Origin of the sequence: Spiractinospora alimapuensis (assembly GCF_018437505.1) — a bacterium.
Taxonomy (GTDB): domain Bacteria; phylum Actinomycetota; class Actinomycetes; order Streptosporangiales; family Streptosporangiaceae; genus Spiractinospora; species Spiractinospora alimapuensis.
In genome coordinates this window covers 3693254-3710640 of the sequence record NZ_CP072467.1, presented here as the reverse complement: position 1 = coordinate 3710640, position 17387 = coordinate 3693254, and the positions used below count along the sequence as shown (strand labels likewise).

The window sequence follows — 17387 nt, the reverse complement described above, 5'->3', positions numbered from 1 at the left end:
ATTCGCGAAGTATTCGCGTCCAGACCCGGGCATGAAGCGCCGCGTGACGAAAAACTCCGCCAACGGGCCGTAGGCTCATCGGCATGGGAGGCTTCACGCCGCACCGCCCGGACGGGCGTTCCGCGGCGTTCTTCGACGTCGACAACACCCTGATGCGCGGGGCAGCGATCTACCACCTGGCACGTGGCCTGGCAGCCCGTGACCTGGTCACAACGCGGGACCTCATGCGGTTCGCCTGGGGGCAGCTCCTGTTCCGCGCCAGCGGGACGGAGCGCCGGGAGAGTATCCAGGCGGCGCGGGAGGCGGCACTCGGCTTTGTGGCGGGTCACACAGCGGAGAATCTTCAGGCGATCTGTGCCGAGATCTATGACGAGACGATGGCCGACCGGGTGTGGGAGGAGACCCTGTCCCTGGTCCGGCGCCACCAGAACGCCGGCGACCCGGTCTGGTTGGTGACCGCCACGCCCGTCGAGCTCGCCGACGTCATCCGGGAGCGGCTGGGGCTGGCCGGCGCGCTGGGCACCATCGCCGAGCGCGACCACGGGGTCTACACCGGCCGACTCGTGGGTGATCTCCTGCACGGCCAAGCCAAGGCGCACGCCGTGGTGCGGTTGGCCGACACCGAGGACTTCGACCTCAGCCGGTGCACGGCCTACAGCGACTCCTCCAACGACCTGCCGCTGCTGAGGTCGGTCGGCTACCCCAACGCGGTCAACCCGGATCGGGCGCTGCGACGCCACGCCACCCGCTTGGGCTGGCCGGTGCACGAGTTCCGAACCACCCGCACGGCGCTGCGCACCGTGGTTCCGGCGGCGGTGTTGGGAGTGGCGGCCGGCGCCGCCGCCCAGGCGTGGCGTGCCCGCGGCGGCCAGGGACACTGACGTCCCCGACGCATCCGCGGCCACCCCACCGACGTGCGTCCGGAGCGATGCCCACAGAGGGGGCCGCTCGCGGTCCTCTCGGCGCTGTCACGACCTGTCAGGCGGCGAGCCCGCGCGGCGCGGGCTGTTCCCTACGGCGCTGGCGACGCCGCCTCCGGGAGCCGTGGTCACGCCGCTCGGAGAGGTAGGCCTCCAGGGCCTGCATCGAGGTGTAGCGCGGACGCCACCCCACGGCCCGCTCCAACCGGCTGATGTCCAGTGGCTGACCACAGCAGAGCTGCCGGACCTGGTCGTACTCGCCCAGCCGGCCGTTGCGGGCGAGGCTGCACAGGACCCGCAGCCCGGGACGGGGCAGCCGGACGTCCGGGCGGCCGGCACGGCGCGCGCACTGGGACAACGGGATCGCGTCGGCCGCGGCGACGTCGAAGAAACCGTCGTCGTCGGTCACCGCCATACGGCGGATCGCCTCGGCTCCGTCGTCCTCGTGCAGGAACGGCATCGCGGGGTCATCCCCCCGGACGCGCGGCACGAACGAACCGTCGATGTACCGCGTCACCGGGGACTCCACCGAGGGGCCGATCACGTTGGCCAGTCGCAGTACCGCGACCGAGATCTCCGGGCGGCGCCGGGCGAGCCCCTGGACGTAGCGTTCGCCCTCGACCGCGTCCGGCGCCGGGGACGCTCCGTAGACCGAGGTACTGGACCGCACGACGAGGCGTCGCACGTGCGCGGAACTCTGGCACGCGGCCAACACCTGCATGGTGCCGAGGAGGCTGTGCGCCCCCCGGGCGCGGCGCCGAGAGCCCGCCGAGGCACCCCCACTACCCCGACCGGCGAGGCTGAGGTGGAGCACCGTGTCGGCGCCGGACTCCGCGATCAACGCGGGCAGTCCACCGTCGCACAGGTCGGCGCGGACGAACTCCATCCGGCCGGTGGGGCCCGCGGGCGGCGCCGAGTCGACGCCGAGCACCCGCTCGAAGCGGGAGTCCTCCCCGAGGGTGGCGGCGACCTTCGCGCCCAAGGGCTCCGCCACTCCGGTGACGAGGACGGTCCGCCGCATCGACGCCATCGTTACTTCTTGTTGCGTCGCTGGACGCGAGTTCTCTTCAGGAGCTTGCGGTGCTTCTTCTTCGCCATCCGCTTACGACGCTTCTTGACGACAGATCCCATGGGATCACCTCTTCGCTCCGGTTGACGATGGACGCGCCAGGACCACAGCCGCGGCGCGCCGGACGAAATACCACGTGCCCGAGAGTCTCCGGCCCTGGGACGGTCCACGTCACACCCGAGTGTGACGCCGAAGTGGGCGAGCCGGTCAGGAGCTGGAGTCCAGTCACGTGGATGGGTAGAGACTGGCGGCCGGCTCGGTATAGCCCACGCTGACCAAGTGGTACTCAACGAAGGTTAGCGTAGTCACGCTAGCGAGGTTGCACTGGCGCCGGTCTGGACGGTGCCACAGGCGCTTGCGCTCCGCCGCCCGCCGCAGCAACCAGATGGGGGCCTGGTGGCTGACGCAGACGGCCTCGCGGCCCCACGCCGCCCGGCGAGCGTCCTTCACCGCCTCCACCATCCGCCGCACCACTTCGGTGTAGGGCTCACCCCACGACGGTCGGAACGGGTTGTAGACACGCGCCCACGTTCGGGGCTCGACCAGGCTCTGTCGCGTGAACTTGCTCCCCTCGAACACGTTGACCGGCTCGATCAGGCGCTCGTCGATCTCGATGTCGAGGTCGAAGGCCGTCGCCAGCGGGGACGCCGTCTCCTGAGTCCGCTCGAGTGGTGAAGACAACACGTGGGCGACGTCCCGCCCCTCGAACCACTTCGCCGCGAGCCGAGCCATGTCCTGGCCCCGCTCGCTGAGGTGGAAGTCGGGCAGCCGACCGTAGAGGACCCGCTCGGGGTTGTGAACCTCGCCGTGCCGCAACAGGTGAACCACGGTGGTTGTGGGCATTCCGGGGGACTCCGTCCTGACTATTCGACCCGCGCCGCCGCCTTGGCGGCCGCCGGGAGGGCGCTGATGACCGTGTCGATCGCCCGGTCGTCATGCGCCGCCGAGAAGAACCACGCTTCGAACGCGGCGGGGGGCAGGTAGACGCCCTGCTCCAGCATGGCGTGGAAGAAGGCCGCGAAGCGCCCGGTGTGCTGCGCCCGCGCGCCGTCGAAGTCGACGACCTCGGCGTCGGTGAAGAACACCGTGAACAGGTTTCCGCCGTGCTGCACCCGGTGCGGCACACCCTCCGCCCGCAGCGCCGCGCCCACCGCGGAACTCACCTGCCGGCTGACGCGGTCGATGTGCGCGTACACGTCGGCGGTGGCGTTGCGCAGCGTGGCGAGCCCCGCCGCCGTCGCCAGCGGGTTCCCCGACAGGGTACCGGCCTGGTAGACGGCGCCCCCGGGCGTGAGGAGGTCCATCACGTCGGCACGTCCACCGAACGCGGCCGCGGGCATGCCGCCGCCCATGACCTTGCCGAACGTCGTCAGGTCGGCCTGGACCCCGTCGATGCCGAACCACCCCTGGGGGCTGACCCGGAAACCGGTGAGGACCTCGTCCAGGATCAATAGCGCGCCGTGCTCCTGGGTGACACGTCGCAGCTCGGCGTTGAAGCCGTCGCGCGGTGGGACGACGCCCATGTTCGCGGGGCACGCCTCGGCGATCACGCAGGCGATGTCCGGGCCGGAGGCGGCGAAGGTGTCACGCACGGCCTGGACGTCGTTGTAGGGAAGCACGATGGTGTCGGCCGCGTTCGCCCCGGTCACGCCGGGAGAGTCCGGCAGCGCGAACGTGGCGACCCCGGACCCGGCCGCGGCCAGCAGGGCGTCGACGTGTCCGTGGTAGTTCCCGGCGAACTTCACGATCTTGCTCCGCCCGGTGGCGGCCCGCGCCAACCGGACAGCCGACATGGTGGCCTCCGTCCCGGAGTTCACCAGCCGGACCTTCTCCACCGAGGTGCGGGACACGATCTCCTCGGCTAGCTCGACCTCGCCCGGCGAGGGAGCCCCGAACGACGCCCCGCTCTCGGCCGCCTCCCGCAACGCCCCGAGCACCGCGGGGTGGCTGTGCCCCAACAGCAGCGGCCCCCACGAGCAGATGAGGTCGACGTAGGAGTTGCCGTCCACGTCGAACAGGTACGGCCCCTCCCCCCGCCGCATGAACGGAGGCACCCCTCCGACGGCGCCAAAGGCCCGCACCGGCGAGTTCACCCCACCGGGAATCACCGACGCCGCACGTTCGTATAGCTCACTCGATGTCTCTTGGCTGCTCACCCAACCAGTGTGACACCGCGACGCCTAGGCGGGAGTGTGGGGTCGCTCGTGTTCCCCCGCGCCCGCTGGCCTCGACGACACCGATGCTCCGGCCGCCCGGAGGCCCCGCACCCACTCCGATCAGGGGATATGCGTTGCCAGAGGGATGCCGGCACGTCCCCGCCCTCCGCGACGACGACCTCCCCGCCGTGGCGGAGCGCTGCCCCCGAGCCGCGCGCTGGCGAAGGCGCGCTGGACGTTCGCGCGGGTCCAGGTGGACACCCCCCGCATCCGCCGACACCCAGAGAAATGAGCCGCCCGAAGGGCGTCCGACTCACCGCGGGAAACACTGTCGGACCGCGCGGTATCCGCGTTCTCCGGCTGCGCAGGAGCTCAGCGGACCTCCACAGTCCACACAGAGAAGAGTCACCCGATGGGGCGTCCGTCGGGCCACGGAGCGGCGGTCAGGCCTGCTGGACTCGCCGAAGGCGAGCCAGCGGCGGTGGCCTCCTGGGCCACACGCGAACGGGACGGACACGACGCGTGGGTGCCTCTCGACGGATACCTTCGCGCATGTCCAATCCCCGGCGAACGGCCAGCCGATGGCGTCCGCTTTTCTCCGGCTCCAGGGACGCGACGAACTTCGCACCGTGTCGCACGGCTGAGCGGAAGCGCTTCACCGTCGCCCACGGCCCGCGAGGTGTCAGGACGTGGAAACGTCACACGTCGGCGGATCCCTCAGAGCCACGCCCCCACGGCGATCCGGTCACCCCGACGAGGCGTCCGAGTCACGGCGGGAACCGCTGTCGGGGCGCGCGGGGCGCACCGCCGCGGAGCCACGCGGTGGGGCCTCCCTGCCACACGCGGGTCGGAGACCGCACCTGCGTGAAACCGCGCGCGGCACCGCGCCAGCTCCCTCCACAGAGGAGATCGAGCGAGCCGTCCAGTGCGCGGTTGCCCTCCGGCCGGGCCCCGCGTCGGGACGCGCCGAGGTGCACGGCGTCGCACGGGAAATGGCGACACCCAGGCGGTGATGAATCGCGGTGTTCGCGGCCTCCGCTGTCACGCGGGCGGGTCAGGGGGTGGGGGCGGCGCTGTCGGCTAGGAGGTTGAGGATGGTGATGGGGTCGGGGAGGGTCAGGGAGGCGAAGTCGGTTTGGGGGGTGCGGATCCAGGTGGCCTGGACTCCGGAGGGGAGGAGGGAGGGGGGTGCGACCACGTAGCTGTCGCGACAGTGCCAGCGCAGGCCGGGGCTGTCGGCGACCGTCTCGGGGACACAGTCCAGATGGCAGGTCCACCACTCGTTCTCGTCCTCCGGCGCACCGCGGGTCGCCACGAAGAACAGGTACCGCTCACCGGGAATGGCGGCGACCGGCCCACAGGGGGTTCCGGAGCGGCCGACCTGGGCCAGAGCCAACATGCCGAGGTTCGCGGGGACGTCGATGACGTCGAACACCCGGCCCGTCGGCAGGATGATGTTGGCGTTGGGAGACATCGACCACCAGCGGGACACGACGGAGGGGTCCGTCGTGGACTCCAGTGCCCATGCCGCGGACATGGGGTGGGCTCCGGGGGCCGGACAGCCCAGCCGGTCACAGGTACAGCTCCCCATGCCGGGGGTTCCCGGCTCCGCGCCTCGGGCGACGGGCCAGCCCTGTTGGGCGTACTCCATCGCCACTGAGGACATCGGCGCGGTTCGACGTCGCCGTCGCCCTCTCCTACTGATCACGTCTGCCAATCCCGGCTCCTCCCCCTCGACCCTGTTGTGGAGTTACTTCTCGAGATCAGCGGATTCAGCGCAGCGCGCGCGCCGCCTCCTCCGCCCAGTAGGTCAGAATCTGGCGCGCCCCGGCCCGTCGGTATGAGGTGAGCGTCTCCAGGATCACGCGTTCGCGGTCGAGCCAGCCGTTGGCGGCCGCCGCCTCCACCATCGCGTACTCGCCGCTCACCTGGTAGGCGGAGAGCGGCACGTCGGTCTCGGCCGCGGCGCGCACGATGATGTCGAGGTAGGCCAACCCCGGCTTCACCATCACCATGTCCGCGCCCTCGGCGACGTCCATCCGGATCTCGCGCAGCGCCTCGGTCACGTTGGCGGGGTCCTGCTGGTAGGCGGCGCGGTCGCCGAACTGAGGCGCGGACTCGGCGGCCTCACGGAACGGTCCGTAGAACGCCGAGGCGTACTTGGCCGCGTAGGCCAGGATCGCGACGTTGGAGTAGCCGGCGGTGTCCAGGGCGGACCGGATCGCGGCGACCTGTCCGTCCATCATCCCGCTGGGCGCGACGACCGACACCCCGGCCGCGGCCTGGGCGACCGCGATCGAGGCGTAACGCTCCAACGTGGCGTCGTTGTCGACGTCGCCGGACTTCGTCAGCAGTCCGCAGTGCCCGTGTGAGGTGTACTCGTCGAGGCAGAGGTCGGCCATGACGACGATGTCGGAGCCGAATTCGTCGGACAGGTCGCGCAGGGACCGCTGCACGACTCCAGCCGGGTCGTCCGCGCCCGAGCCACGGTCGTCCTTGACCTCGGGGATTCCGAAGAGCATGACGCCGCCGACCCCGGCGCTCACCGCGTCGTTGACGGCCTTGCGCACGCTGTCGCGCGTGTGCTGCACCACGCCCGGCATCGAGCTGACGGGGACCGGAGAGCTGGCGCCTTCCTTGACGAACAGCGGCAGGATCAGATCCGACGGGTGGACCCGCGTCTCGGCCACGAGTTGGCGCATGGCCGGGGACGTCCGCAGTCGACGGGGACGTGCCTCGGGGAACCGGGCGGTCATCGTCTCTCTCTTTCGCTCGCCGTCAGTCGGGGTCACACTGTCTTGCGTCGGCGTCCGCGTCGCTTCTGGCTGGGACGCAGCACGGGCTTGCCGGCGTCGATGGCCTCCTGGCGCCGCTTCGTTCCGAAGGCGGCGAGTCCTTCCGCGAGTGAGGCCACGGACGCGCGTTCGGCGACCACGTCCACTCGAAGGCCGTGTTCGAGCGCGGTCTTCTCCGTCTCGCGGCCGATCACGGCGATGACGGTGGCCGCGTGCGGCTTGCCGGCGATACCGACCAGGTTGCGCACCGTCGAGGAGGAGGTGAAGAGGACGGCGTCGAAACCGCCGCCCTTGATGGCCTCCCGCACGGGCGCGGGCGGGGGTGCGGCGCGCACGGTCCGGTAGGCGGTGACGTCGTCGACCGCCCAACCGAGCTCCTGCACTCCGGCGGACAGCGTCTCGGTGGCGATGTCGGCGCGCGGCAGCAGCACCCGTTCGATCGGGTCGAGCTCCGGGTCGTAGGGCGGCCAGACCTCCACCAGCCCGGTGCTGGACTGGGTCTCCGGGGCCGGCATCAGGTCGGGTTCGATCCCGAAGTCCCGCAGCGCGTCGGCCGTCGCCTCACCGACCGCCGCGACCCGTACCCCGGCGAACGCGCGCGCGTCCAGCTCGTATTCCTCGACACGTTCCCGGATGGCGCGGACGGCGTTGGTGGAGGTGAAGGCCACCCACTGGTACCGGCCGTTCACCAGGCCACGGACGGCGCGCTCCATCTGCTGTGGGGTCCGCGGCGGCTCCACTGAGATAGTGGGAACCTGTTCGGGAACCGCCCCGTAGCCACGGAGCTGCTCGGTCAGTCCGGCGGCCTGGGCCTGGGTGCGCGGCACCAGGACCCGCCATCCGAAGAGCGGCCGGCTCTCGAACCACGTCAGGTCGGACTGGCGGCGCACGCCCGGGCCGACGATGACGGTCGCGGGGCGGGTGACGTGGTGGCCCTTGGCGTCCGTGGACCGCAGGGCACTGGCGAGCTTGCCCAGTGTCGAGACCACGGTGGTCTGCTTCGTGGTGGTGCCCATGCGCACGACCGCGATGGGTGTGGTCGTGGGGCGTCCGGCGGCGACCAACGGCTTGGTGACGCGGTCGAAGAAGGGGTCGTCCCCCTCGCCCTGGGCGTTGAGGACGACGAGTGTGGTGTCCTGCCGCTCGATGCCGGGAAGCTGGGCGATGTCGCCGCTCCCGTCGATCAGCCGCGTCTCCGACGCGTTGTTCGCCATCAGGGGGATTCCGGCGTAGGACGGCACGGTGAGGGCGGCGGACAGCCCCGGGGCGAGCTCGAACTCCACCCCGGCCGCGCGGCACGCGTCGGCGAGGTTGTCCACCTGGCCACCCAGGAGCGGGTCACCGGCGTAGAGCCGTACCACCCGCTTGCCCTCCCAGGCCTTGGCCACGGCCAGGGCGTCGGGGTCGTCGCCGTACTCATCGGGCCCCAGGACGCGGGTGTTCGCGCCGCGGTGCTGCAGCAGCGCGTCCCGGAACGACGCCATCTCCTCGTCCTCGCTGAGGCCGAACACGACATCGGCCCGCTCCAGCAGCGCGGCTCCGCGCAGCGTGAGCAGCTCCGGGTCACCCGGCCCCGCACCCACAGCGGCCACGTGGCCGTCGGCGACGGATGCCTCACCCTCGCTTGTCACGTCTACTCCCTGATGGTTCATTGCGTTACTCGCTGGCTCGGGCGTCCGCGACGATGCGGTCGGCGCCATTGCCGATCATTCGCAGCGCCAGGTCCCGGCCGAGCCGTCGCGCGGTGTCCAGCGCCGTCGCGTCGGCGGTGCCGGCCGCCCCCTGCTTGGCGTCGTCTCTCGGGTTGTCCCGGGGCTCGGCTCCGGCCTCGACCCGCGGCAACGCCACCTCGGCCTCGTCGTGGATCTGCTCGGAGCCGTCGGTGGCCGCGACCACGGCGCGCAGACGCAGGGTCCCGGCGCTCACCACGGCGTACGCGCCCACGGGAGCGGCGCAGCCGGCCTCCAGTTCGGCGAGCACGGTCCGTTCCGCGTGCACCGCGATCCGGGTCTCCGCGTGGTCCACGGCGGCGAGGAGGTCGATGACGCTGTCACTGTCCCGCGCCTCGACCGCCAGCGCTCCCTGTCCCGGCGCCGGGAGGACGTCGTCGACCTCCAGGACGTCGGTGACGTCGTCCAGCCGGCCGATGCGGGCCAGTCCCGCGTGGGCGAGCACGACGGCGTCGACCTCACCGGAGGCCACCTTGCCCAGGCGGGTCTCGGCGTTACCGCGGATCGGGACGAAGGAGAGGTCGGGGCGCAGGGCGGCGAGCTGGGCGACCCGGCGCGGAGATCCCGTCCCGACGCGCGCCCCGGAGGGCAGGTCGGCGAGCCGGGCGCCGTCCCGGGCACACAGCGCGTCCCGGGGGTCGTCCCGCTCGGGGACCGCGGCCAGCACCAGCTCCGGGACGAGGGCCGTGGGCAGGTCCTTCAGGGAGTGCACCGCGAAGTCGACCCGTCCGGCGAGCAGCTCGTCCCGGATGGCGGCGACGAACACGCCGGTCCCGCCGAGCTGGGTGAGCTGCGCGCGTGTCACGTCCCCGTAGCTGGTGGTGGGCACCAGCTCGACCGCGCGCCCCGTCGCGGCGGACAGTTGGTCGGCCACCCCCTGGGATTGGGTGGTGGCCATGGTGCTGCGGCGTGTGCCCAACAGCAGCGGTCTCATGCGTCTCCCTCACGTCCGGCCACGGCCCACGCGGCTGTCTCCGTGCCGCTGGTGGGCGGGTCGAGGTCAAAGAGTTGGCGCACCGTGGCGTCGTAGGTGTGTCCGGCGGGGCCACCGGCCAGTTGTTTGATCCGCACCGTCGGGTGGTGCAGAAGCTTGTCGGCGACGCGGCGCACGGCGTAGGCGACCTCGTCGCGGTCCTGGTCCTCCAGGTCAGGCAGTCTCCCCCAGAGCCGCGCCAACTCGGCGGCGACCACGTCCGCCGCCCGGCTGCGCAGTGCCTTCACCGTCGGCGCGACCTTCTCGGCCTGGCGCACCGTCACGTACTCGGTGACCTCTTCGTCGATGATCTCACGCACGGCCGGCACGATCTGGGTGTCGTGGAAATCCGTCGCGTGCTCGCGGGCCGCGGCCCGCAGCGCCTCCAGGTCGACGAGGATCGCGCCGGTGAGGTCGTGGACGCCGGGGTCGATGTCGTGCGGCAGCGCGAGGTCGAGCAGGACGAGCGGGTGGTCGACGCGGCCGTCGACGGCGGCGGCGACGTCGTCGCGCGTCAGCACGGTCTCCTGCGCGCCGGTACAGGTGATGACCAGGTCAACCTTGTCGAGCTCCCCGGCGACGTCGTCGAAGGGCACCGCCCGGGTACCGACGGTGTCGTAGGCCTCCTCGAGGCACTCCGCGACCCGCGCCGCGCGCTCGAAGGTGCGGTTGGCGATCAGCAGTGTCTCGGCGCCCCGGCGCACCGCGGTGTTCGCGGCGAGGGCGCTCATCGAGCCGGCGCCCAGCACCAGGACGCGCAGGCCGGTCAGGGTGAGGGGGTCGGCGCCGGGACGCAGGTGCCGGGTGGCGACGTTCAGGCCGTGGGTCACCATGTCGGCGCCGGCCTGGTCGAGGTGGGTCTCGGTGTGGGCCCGCTTGCCCGCGCGCAGCGCCCGCTGTCCGACGTCGTTGAGGACCCGGTCGACGGTGCCCTCCCGCTGGCCGTCCTTGAGGGCGTCACGCACCTGGCCGAGGATCTGCCCCTCCCCCACGACCATCGAGTCCAGTCCGCACGCGACGGAGAAGAGGTGACGCACGGCCTGGTCACCGACGTGCACGTAGCGCTCGCGCTCGATGTCGGCCTCGGGCACGCCCGTGCGCCGCGACAGCGCACCGCAGATCGAGGTCGTCGCCTCGTGGGGGTCACTGGCCGCGGCGTACACCTCGACCCGGTTGCACGTCGACACGATGATGGCCTCGTCGACTCCGGGCAGGGCAACCAGCTCGGTGAGGAGCTCCGGGCGCTGTTCAGGCGCGAGCGCGATGCGCTCCAGCAGCGCTACCGGTGACCTCTTGTGGCTCAGTCCTACGGTGAGGACAGTCATTGACGTCTCCAAAACAACAGCCGTATCGGCGCGGTCCGCCGGCCGCCGGGACACCCGCCACCCGCGTGGTGTCCCGATTCATTCGACCCTATGGCCCTTAGGTCGTGTTTCCTGGCCCGCTACCTCTACGGTAACGAGTAGGAAGGATACGGTGACTTCGGCTCGACCTCCCAGCCCGGACCGGGACGTGTCGGCCGCTCACAGCGTTACGCCGGGGACGACTCCCGAGTCGCCGTCAGCCCGCCGTTGCGCGTGGAACGCGAGGATCTGCAACTCGATGGAGAGATCCACTTTGCGCACCTCGACCCGCGGCGGCACGGTGAGAACCACGGGAGCGAAGTTCAACACACTGCTGACTCCCGACTGCACCAAACGGTCGCAGACCGCCTGCGCGGCGGCGGCGGGAGTGGCCACGACCCCGATCGACACGCCCTCGCTCCCGACGACGTCCTCCAGGGTGTCGAGGTGGCGGACCTGGATCCCGGCGACCTCCTGACCGACCACCGCCGGCGCGGTGTCCAGGAGGGCGACGATGCGGAACCCACGGTGTTGGAAGCCCCCATAGTGCGCGAGGGCGCGGCCCAGGTTTCCGATACCGACGATGACGACCGACCAGTCCTGGGTGAGACCAAGTTCACGGGATATCTGGTACACGAGGTACTCCACCTCGTAGCCGACCCCGCGCGTCCCGTAGGAACCGAGGTGGGAGAGATCCTTACGGAGCTTGGCGGAGTTCACGCCCGTCGTCGCGGCGAGGTCCTCCGAGGACACGGTGAGCACGCCACGTTCCGTCAGCGCCTGCAACGCTCGCAGATAGATCGGCAGTCGCGCCACGGTCGCTTCGGGGATCCCGCGTTCGCGCGGCCGGGGGGTTCTGCGTGTCACGGATGGGCGCTCCGGATCAGCGTTCGGACGAGGAGGAACACGAGACCTCGCGCGGAACCAGCGACCCGCACGCCACACCGCCCCCATGCGGCAACCCCGTCGGCCTGATTGATGGCGGTCAGGTTACGCGGTTGTGAATAAGGGCACAAAGTTGGCCCGCGGCGGCTGCCCCGCCGACGATCCGAAACCTCGCCGCTCGCCACGCGTCGTTCATCCCTCCTCGAGTGCCCGGCGAAGCCGCTTCTCGCTCACCCGCCAGAAGTCGTGCTGCGCGCCGTTGACAAAGGTCACGGGGATCTTGTCCCAGTATTCGTCTCGCTCCCACCGCGACGCCTCGTCGATGTCGCGTTCATGGACCACGGCGCCGGTGTCGGCGGCGACGCGTGTGATCACGTCGCGGGCCTCGTCGCAGAGGTGGCAGCCTGCCCTGCCCAGAAGCGTGATGGTGTGAGCTTCGACACGCCCATTACGGTCCATACGTCTCACCCGCCCGCGAACGGTGGCAAAACCTCCACCGTCGCCTGGTCGCCGAACCGTACCTCCGCGTGCGGCCGGGCCCCAACGGGGGTCTCGTCGACGAGGAACGAACAGCGCTCCAGCACAGCGGCGAGACGACCGTCCTCACCGTGCCGAACACGCACACTCTCCAGCGCCTCGGCGAGCGTGTCGGCCGTGCACTCTTCTTGGTCCCTGCCGGCGGCCGCCTTGGCCGCGGCCCAGTACCGCATGGTTACCGTCGCCATGGGTTCATTATCCTTGTAGGGGACAACGGAGGCACACACCTACTGGTCAGCACCACCGCAACGGGGGCAACGGCGCCTTCGCTCCACCGCGTTTCGCGTGGCAACCGGAAGAAGTGACGCATGAGCCACCTGCTTCTACTCACGAACTCCAGCGAACCCTCCGATCGAGTGCTCCCGGCACTCGGACTCCTTCTGCACTCCGTACGGGTGGCACCGGCCGAGGCGGGCGCGCTCATCTCGCTCCCGGAGCAGACGGCCTCCTCCGTCGACGCGATCCTGGTCGACGCCCGTTCCGACCTCGCCGGCGCCCGCAACCTGTGCCGCCTGTTGGACACGACGGGTGTCGACTGCCCGATGCTGCCGATCCTCACCGAGGGCGGCCTGGCGGCCATCAGCGGCGACTGGCACGCCGCCGACTTCCTGCTCAGCACCGCCGGCCCGGCCGAGGTCGAGGCCCGGCTGCGCCTCTCCGTCGGCCAGAGCGAGACCGCCGGCGACCAGCCCGGCGAGATCCGCCGCGGCGACCTCACCATCGACGAGGCCACCTATACGGCACGCCTGCGCGCTCGCACGCTCGACCTCACCTTCAAGGAATTCGAGCTGTTGAAGTTCCTGGCCCAACACCCCGGGCGCGTCTTCACCCGGGCGCAGCTACTCCAGGAGGTGTGGGGCTACGACTACTTCGGCGGCACCCGCACCATCGACGTCCACGTCCGCCGCCTGCGCGCGAAGCTCGGGTCCGAGTACGAGGCCCTGATCGGCACCGTGCGCAACGTCGGCTATCGGTTCGTCGTGACGGAGCCATCCGGGCGGCAGAGTATGGCGGAGTCAGCCAGCCGGCACGGCGCCGAGCCCGCCGGGGGTCAGGTGCCAGCGCGGGAGGGCGGGACGGGTTCGTCGTCCGCGTCAACCACAATGGGTGCCTCGTCCGCCGACACGGACTCCGGCGTGTCTCTCGCGCCGTAGTCGGGATCACCGACCGGAGAGGCGTTCACCGGACCCACCCTGCCCTGCGGCAACGCGGGCGACATCGGCGACTTTCGTCTCGTCTGACCCGAGATGGATAAATTCGCACAGAAGCCGCGTCCGGAACCGGCCTGGACGCTCGTCAGATTACGGGTCAACACCCTAGAATTCGGACGAGGTCTGGGTCGGTTGTGTTTCTGCCGGCCACCACGAGCCTGAAGGGGGACCGGTGAACGCCAGGGGCACGGGCGCGCGATCGCGTCTGCTCGCCACGGGCTTCGCCGCTCTCGCCGTCGCCGCGGGACACGTCGCGCTCGCCCCCACGGCCGGTGCCGATGTCAGTCCGGTGGGGTTGACCTCGCCCGAGACCGCCACCGTGGAGGTCGGGGACGACCTGCGGGTCGTGTTCAAGGCCGAGAACACCACCGGTGGTGCGAGCGCGGAGGACATCCACATCACGGCGGTGCGGCCGAGCTGTGATTCCTGTGGCGGCCTGGAGTCGTCGCTCGTCGAGGGTGTCGTCGCTCCCGGCGACACCGCGACCGGCGTCGTGTCCGGGGAGGCGCCGAGCGAGCCGGGCGGTACCGTGCTCGCGGTCGAGGTCGACTACGTGGTCGGCGAGCCTGAGGACGGCGAGGAGCCGTCGTCGGTACGCACCGAGACGCGACTGAACGTCGTTCCCGAGTCGGAGCCGACGCCGTCCCCGACTCCTACGCCAACGCCCACGCCGAGCCCGACACCGTCTCCGACGCAGACGCCGTCGCCCACCTCGACGCCGTCACCGACGTCATCGGACCCGACATCGTCGGATCCCACGAGTTCGGCACCCACGTCGTCCGCACCGCCACGGTCGGACCGGACCTCCGACCGTCCCAGTGACAGCGACGGGGGAGATTCCGACGGCGCGCCACGCGCCAACGCGCCCAGTCCCCGGGACGGCGACGGGCCGGACCCGCGCGACCCCGCGCCGCTGCCGTCGGTCCCGAGCGGACCTTCGCCCGGCGACGCCGAGGGACTCGCGGAGCTTCCCTTCATCACGCCGGGGAGCGAGGAGGAGGACGAGGACGCCGAGTCCGTGAACCTCGCGACGGATCCCGCTCCGGCACGAGCGGCGATGACCCCCGCGGTGCTGCTGGTGACCCTGCTGCTCCTCCTCCTGCTGGCCACACCACTCGCCCCCGCCCGACGGGTACGCGCGGGCTACCGAGGCCGCCGCCGCAAGTGAGGCGGAACGCGGGCCCCCGTGACCAACGAACACCCGTGACCGCGCTCCACCGTCATCGCGGACACAACCCGTCCGCGATTCCGCGATCGAGCAAGCACACCGACGAACAATGTGGACGTTTTCCGTCCACTTTCCGGCCTATTGGGGCATCATGAGGTGCATAGACTCGCCCCGCATATCGCGGAACGATAACGCCCGGAAAGAAGCCCAGGTCGCGCCCTGGTAAGCCCCGCGCCCGCGGGGATGGACCGGCCTCCCACCATCCGCGGGCGTGGGCCGGGCGGTAAGCCCCGCGCCCGCGGGGATGGACCGCTGGGTGACGTGGGCGCGCAGTATCGGCAGGTGTGAACCCCGCCCAGAAGCACAGGCGCGGGGTGTTCGGTGCGGCGTGGTTCCGGCTGGCCGGTGCGGCTGCGCCACAGGGACTCGCCCGAGGGTGGTTAGCCCTCGGTGACGCTCTTGCGTCGGTGCCACCAGCGTTTCTTCGGGGGCTTCTGGTGTTCGCGGGGTTGGGTGCTGCTCCACACGGCGCCCATGAGGGAGATGCCGGTGACGGTGACGATCGGCACGTCGGCGGGGACGTCGGCGGGGTCGTCGTCCATCCAGAAGGCGCCCATCACGCCGACTCCCTCGACGCGCACGTGCACGTCGTCGGGAACGACGACCTCGACCGAACCCATGAGCGAGTGGGCCTGGATCGTGGTGTGCTTGGCGGTGAACTGGGCCTCACGCAGGTCGATCTCGGCGTGTCCCATCACCGAGAGGGCGGTGAACTTCTTCGGCACGGTCCAGGTGCCGTCGCGGACCGCGGCGCCCATGACGCAGATGGCCGTGCTGCTCGTCGGGACACTATCGGTGAGGCGCTCCGCGCCCTGCATCGGCCCGTCTCGCTTGGCGGGTGTCGGCGCCGGCAGGTCGTCGGTCAACCGCTCCAGCTCGCCACGGCTGCGCGCGGCGAGGGCGACGTCCACTCGCTCCTCGTACTCCGCGACGTCCAGCCGCCCTTCGGCCATCGCCTCACCGAGCCGCGTGACCAGCGCGTCCCGCTCCGCGTCCGAAGCTCGAACCTCCGGTGTTCCGGCTCTCACCCGCTCATCGCCCATGCCACCAAGTATTCATCACGACGCCAATCCCCACATCCGGGACATCCCTGAGTGTCCCCCTGTCGCGCGACCCACGCGCCGGGCCGGCCGGAGAGCCCGTAGCCGTGCGGCCTTGATCTCAAGGGCGATTGAGGCCGTAGCTTCCGTCCCGAGGAAACGGAACTCGTGTACGTCGCCGCCCCTCCGTCGGAGTACGCGCGCAACGTCGCCCAGCACGACCGGGGCTAGACGCGGAGCGCCGCGCGGTTCCCGGCTCGGAGTGTGACCTACTCGCTATCGCCTTGACTCGCGGCTGTCGTCGCGGGAGGGGGTGTGGCGCAGCACAATGGGGTGATGAGTCATCTGCGCACGAGTGTGACCCTGACCGAGGCGGACATTCCCGCGGTGTTGGCGCTGGGGGAGGCCGCGGACGAGCACGACGGGGTCGCGGCTCTGTCGGAGCAGACCCTGCTGCGGGTCAAGCACGGGGCGGCTCCGGGGGCCCGGTTCTATCTGCTGGAGGACGCGGAGGCGGGGCTGGCGGGCTTCGGGTACGTGGAGAACGACACCGGCGAGCTCGTGGTGGCGCCGGAGCGACGCGGACACGGGTACGGGGAGGAACTCCTGTCCGCGATGATCGCCGACCACCATCGGCTCGCCGTGTGGGCGCACGGCCAGCACCCGGGGGCGCGCGCACTGACGGTCCGGCATGGCATGGTTCGGGTGCGCGGGCTGCGCAAGCTGCGGATGCGTCTGCGTGACCACGACGGGCCGGTCCGGCTCGCCCGGCCGGAGTTGCGGGACGCGGCGGCCGATCGGCTGGAGATCCGCGCCTTCCAGCCCGGCAAGGACGACGAGGCCGTGTTGGAGGCCAATCGGCGCGCGTTCGTCGACCACCCGGAGCAGGGCGCGATGACGTTGGAGGACCTGCGTCAGCGTCAGCAGGAGGACTGGTTCGATCCTGACGGTTTCTTCGTCGCCGTCGACCGGGAGAGTGGACGGATCGCCGGCTTCCACTGGACCAAGGTCCACGCCGACGGCGCCGGCCTCGCCGACGAGCCGGTGGGCGAGGTGTACGTGGTCGGCGTCGACCCCGCGTGGCAGGGGACGGGGCTTGGCCGTGCGCTCACCGTGGAAGGTGTGCGCTACCTCCGGGAACGGGGCCTGCCCTGGGCTCTGCTCTACGTGGAGGAGAACAACCACGCCGCCGTTCACCTCTATGAGTCGGTGGGCTTCTCGGTGTGGACCACTGACGTCCTCTACTCCGCTCCCGGACACACCTGAGGCCCCGGGGTTCACCCCCTTCACCGCTCTGCCCGGTTCCCGTCACGACCGTGTCGCGGGCAGGGCGTTGGTCGTTCACCCGCCAGGATTTTGCCTGAACAAGATGTGGTGTTCATCTTCCGTTCACCGGCCGCGGGGGCTTTGGTCACCTCACCTGAATACGGTCCAACCAGGTCAAATCCACACAGCCGTGCTCGGAACCGATCACGGTAGGACCGTCAGGAAAGGTAAAGG

The 17387-nt window shown here is 70.9% G+C and carries 17 protein-coding genes; 4 read left to right on the top strand and 13 right to left on the bottom strand.

All coding sequences use genetic code 11. From position 1 onward, the window contains the following. Window positions 1-83: 83 nt before the first annotated feature. Window positions 84-881, top strand: coding sequence for an HAD family hydrolase (locus J4H86_RS17235; protein ID WP_236538800.1), 798 nt, complete (start codon window positions 84-86; stop codon window positions 879-881). A 97-nt stretch (window positions 882-978) separates the two neighbouring features. On the opposite strand, the gene J4H86_RS17230 is transcribed toward J4H86_RS17235, so the two are convergent. The 12 genes from J4H86_RS17230 to J4H86_RS17175 form a co-directional block, all read right to left on the bottom strand. Further along, window positions 979-1941, bottom strand: coding sequence for an NAD-dependent epimerase/dehydratase family protein (locus J4H86_RS17230; RefSeq protein ID WP_236538799.1), 963 nt, complete (start codon window positions 1939-1941; stop codon window positions 979-981). Window positions 1942-1952: 11 nt separating this feature from the next. After that, the gene (locus tag J4H86_RS17225; protein ID WP_236538798.1) at window positions 1953-2051 is read right to left on the bottom strand and encodes a 30S ribosomal protein bS22; all 99 of its coding nucleotides are present in this window, start codon (window positions 2049-2051) and stop codon (window positions 1953-1955) included. A gap of 163 nt (window positions 2052-2214) precedes the next feature. Further along, entirely contained in the window at window positions 2215-2832 is a 618-nt protein-coding gene (locus J4H86_RS17220) for a histidine phosphatase family protein (protein ID WP_236538797.1), read from the bottom strand. A 20-nt stretch (window positions 2833-2852) separates the two neighbouring features. After that, complete coding sequence (hemL, locus tag J4H86_RS17215; protein ID WP_236538796.1) at window positions 2853-4145, bottom strand: glutamate-1-semialdehyde 2,1-aminomutase; 1293 nt, start codon at window positions 4143-4145, stop codon at window positions 2853-2855. A 1054-nt stretch (window positions 4146-5199) separates the two neighbouring features. After that, window positions 5200-5811, bottom strand: a complete 612-nt coding sequence (locus J4H86_RS17210; RefSeq protein WP_236538794.1) for a bifunctional DNA primase/polymerase — start codon at window positions 5809-5811, stop codon at window positions 5200-5202. Between the two features lie 106 nt (window positions 5812-5917). Then, window positions 5918-6901, bottom strand: a complete 984-nt coding sequence (gene hemB / locus J4H86_RS17205) for a porphobilinogen synthase (protein WP_236538793.1) — start codon at window positions 6899-6901, stop codon at window positions 5918-5920. Window positions 6902-6933: 32 nt separating this feature from the next. Beyond that, window positions 6934-8592 carry a bifunctional uroporphyrinogen-III C-methyltransferase/uroporphyrinogen-III synthase gene (locus J4H86_RS17200; protein ID WP_394356391.1) on the bottom strand — a complete coding sequence of 553 codons (1659 nt, stop codon included), beginning with the start codon at window positions 8590-8592 and terminating at the stop codon, window positions 6934-6936. 4 nt (window positions 8593-8596) lie between these two features. After that, window positions 8597-9604, bottom strand: coding sequence for a hydroxymethylbilane synthase (hemC, locus tag J4H86_RS17195; RefSeq protein ID WP_236538791.1), 1008 nt, complete (start codon window positions 9602-9604; stop codon window positions 8597-8599). After that, entirely contained in the window at window positions 9601-10968 is a 1368-nt protein-coding gene (locus tag J4H86_RS17190; protein ID WP_236538790.1) for a glutamyl-tRNA reductase, read from the bottom strand. Before J4H86_RS17190 ends, hemC begins: the two co-directional genes overlap by 4 nt. 198 nt (window positions 10969-11166) lie before the next feature. Next, window positions 11167-11853, bottom strand: a complete 687-nt coding sequence (locus tag J4H86_RS17185; RefSeq protein WP_236538789.1) for a redox-sensing transcriptional repressor Rex — start codon at window positions 11851-11853, stop codon at window positions 11167-11169. A gap of 210 nt (window positions 11854-12063) precedes the next feature. After that, window positions 12064-12330: a glutaredoxin family protein gene (locus J4H86_RS17180; RefSeq protein WP_236538788.1), complete on the bottom strand. Its 267-nt coding sequence runs from the start codon at window positions 12328-12330 to the stop codon at window positions 12064-12066. A gap of 5 nt (window positions 12331-12335) precedes the next feature. After that, window positions 12336-12596 (bottom strand): MoaD/ThiS family protein, encoded by a 261-nt coding sequence (locus tag J4H86_RS17175; protein ID WP_236538787.1) that lies wholly within the window; start codon window positions 12594-12596, stop codon window positions 12336-12338. Between the two features lie 120 nt (window positions 12597-12716). Here J4H86_RS17175 and J4H86_RS17170 point away from each other — a divergent pair, with 120 nt between their 5' ends. Continuing rightward, window positions 12717-13562: a winged helix-turn-helix transcriptional regulator gene (locus J4H86_RS17170; protein ID WP_236538786.1), complete on the top strand. Its 846-nt coding sequence runs from the start codon at window positions 12717-12719 to the stop codon at window positions 13560-13562. A 229-nt stretch (window positions 13563-13791) separates the two neighbouring features. Beyond that, window positions 13792-14787, top strand: a complete 996-nt coding sequence (locus J4H86_RS17165; protein ID WP_236538785.1) for a hypothetical protein — start codon at window positions 13792-13794, stop codon at window positions 14785-14787. Window positions 14788-15227: 440 nt separating this feature from the next. On the opposite strand, the gene J4H86_RS17160 is transcribed toward J4H86_RS17165, so the two are convergent. Further along, complete coding sequence (locus J4H86_RS17160) at window positions 15228-15890, bottom strand: DUF1707 SHOCT-like domain-containing protein (protein ID WP_236538783.1); 663 nt, start codon at window positions 15888-15890, stop codon at window positions 15228-15230. 333 nt (window positions 15891-16223) lie between these two features. Between J4H86_RS17160 and mshD the strand changes: the two genes are divergently transcribed. After that, window positions 16224-17153, top strand: a complete 930-nt coding sequence (gene mshD / locus J4H86_RS17155) for a mycothiol synthase (RefSeq protein WP_236538782.1) — start codon at window positions 16224-16226, stop codon at window positions 17151-17153. Window positions 17154-17387: the final 234 nt, after the last annotated feature.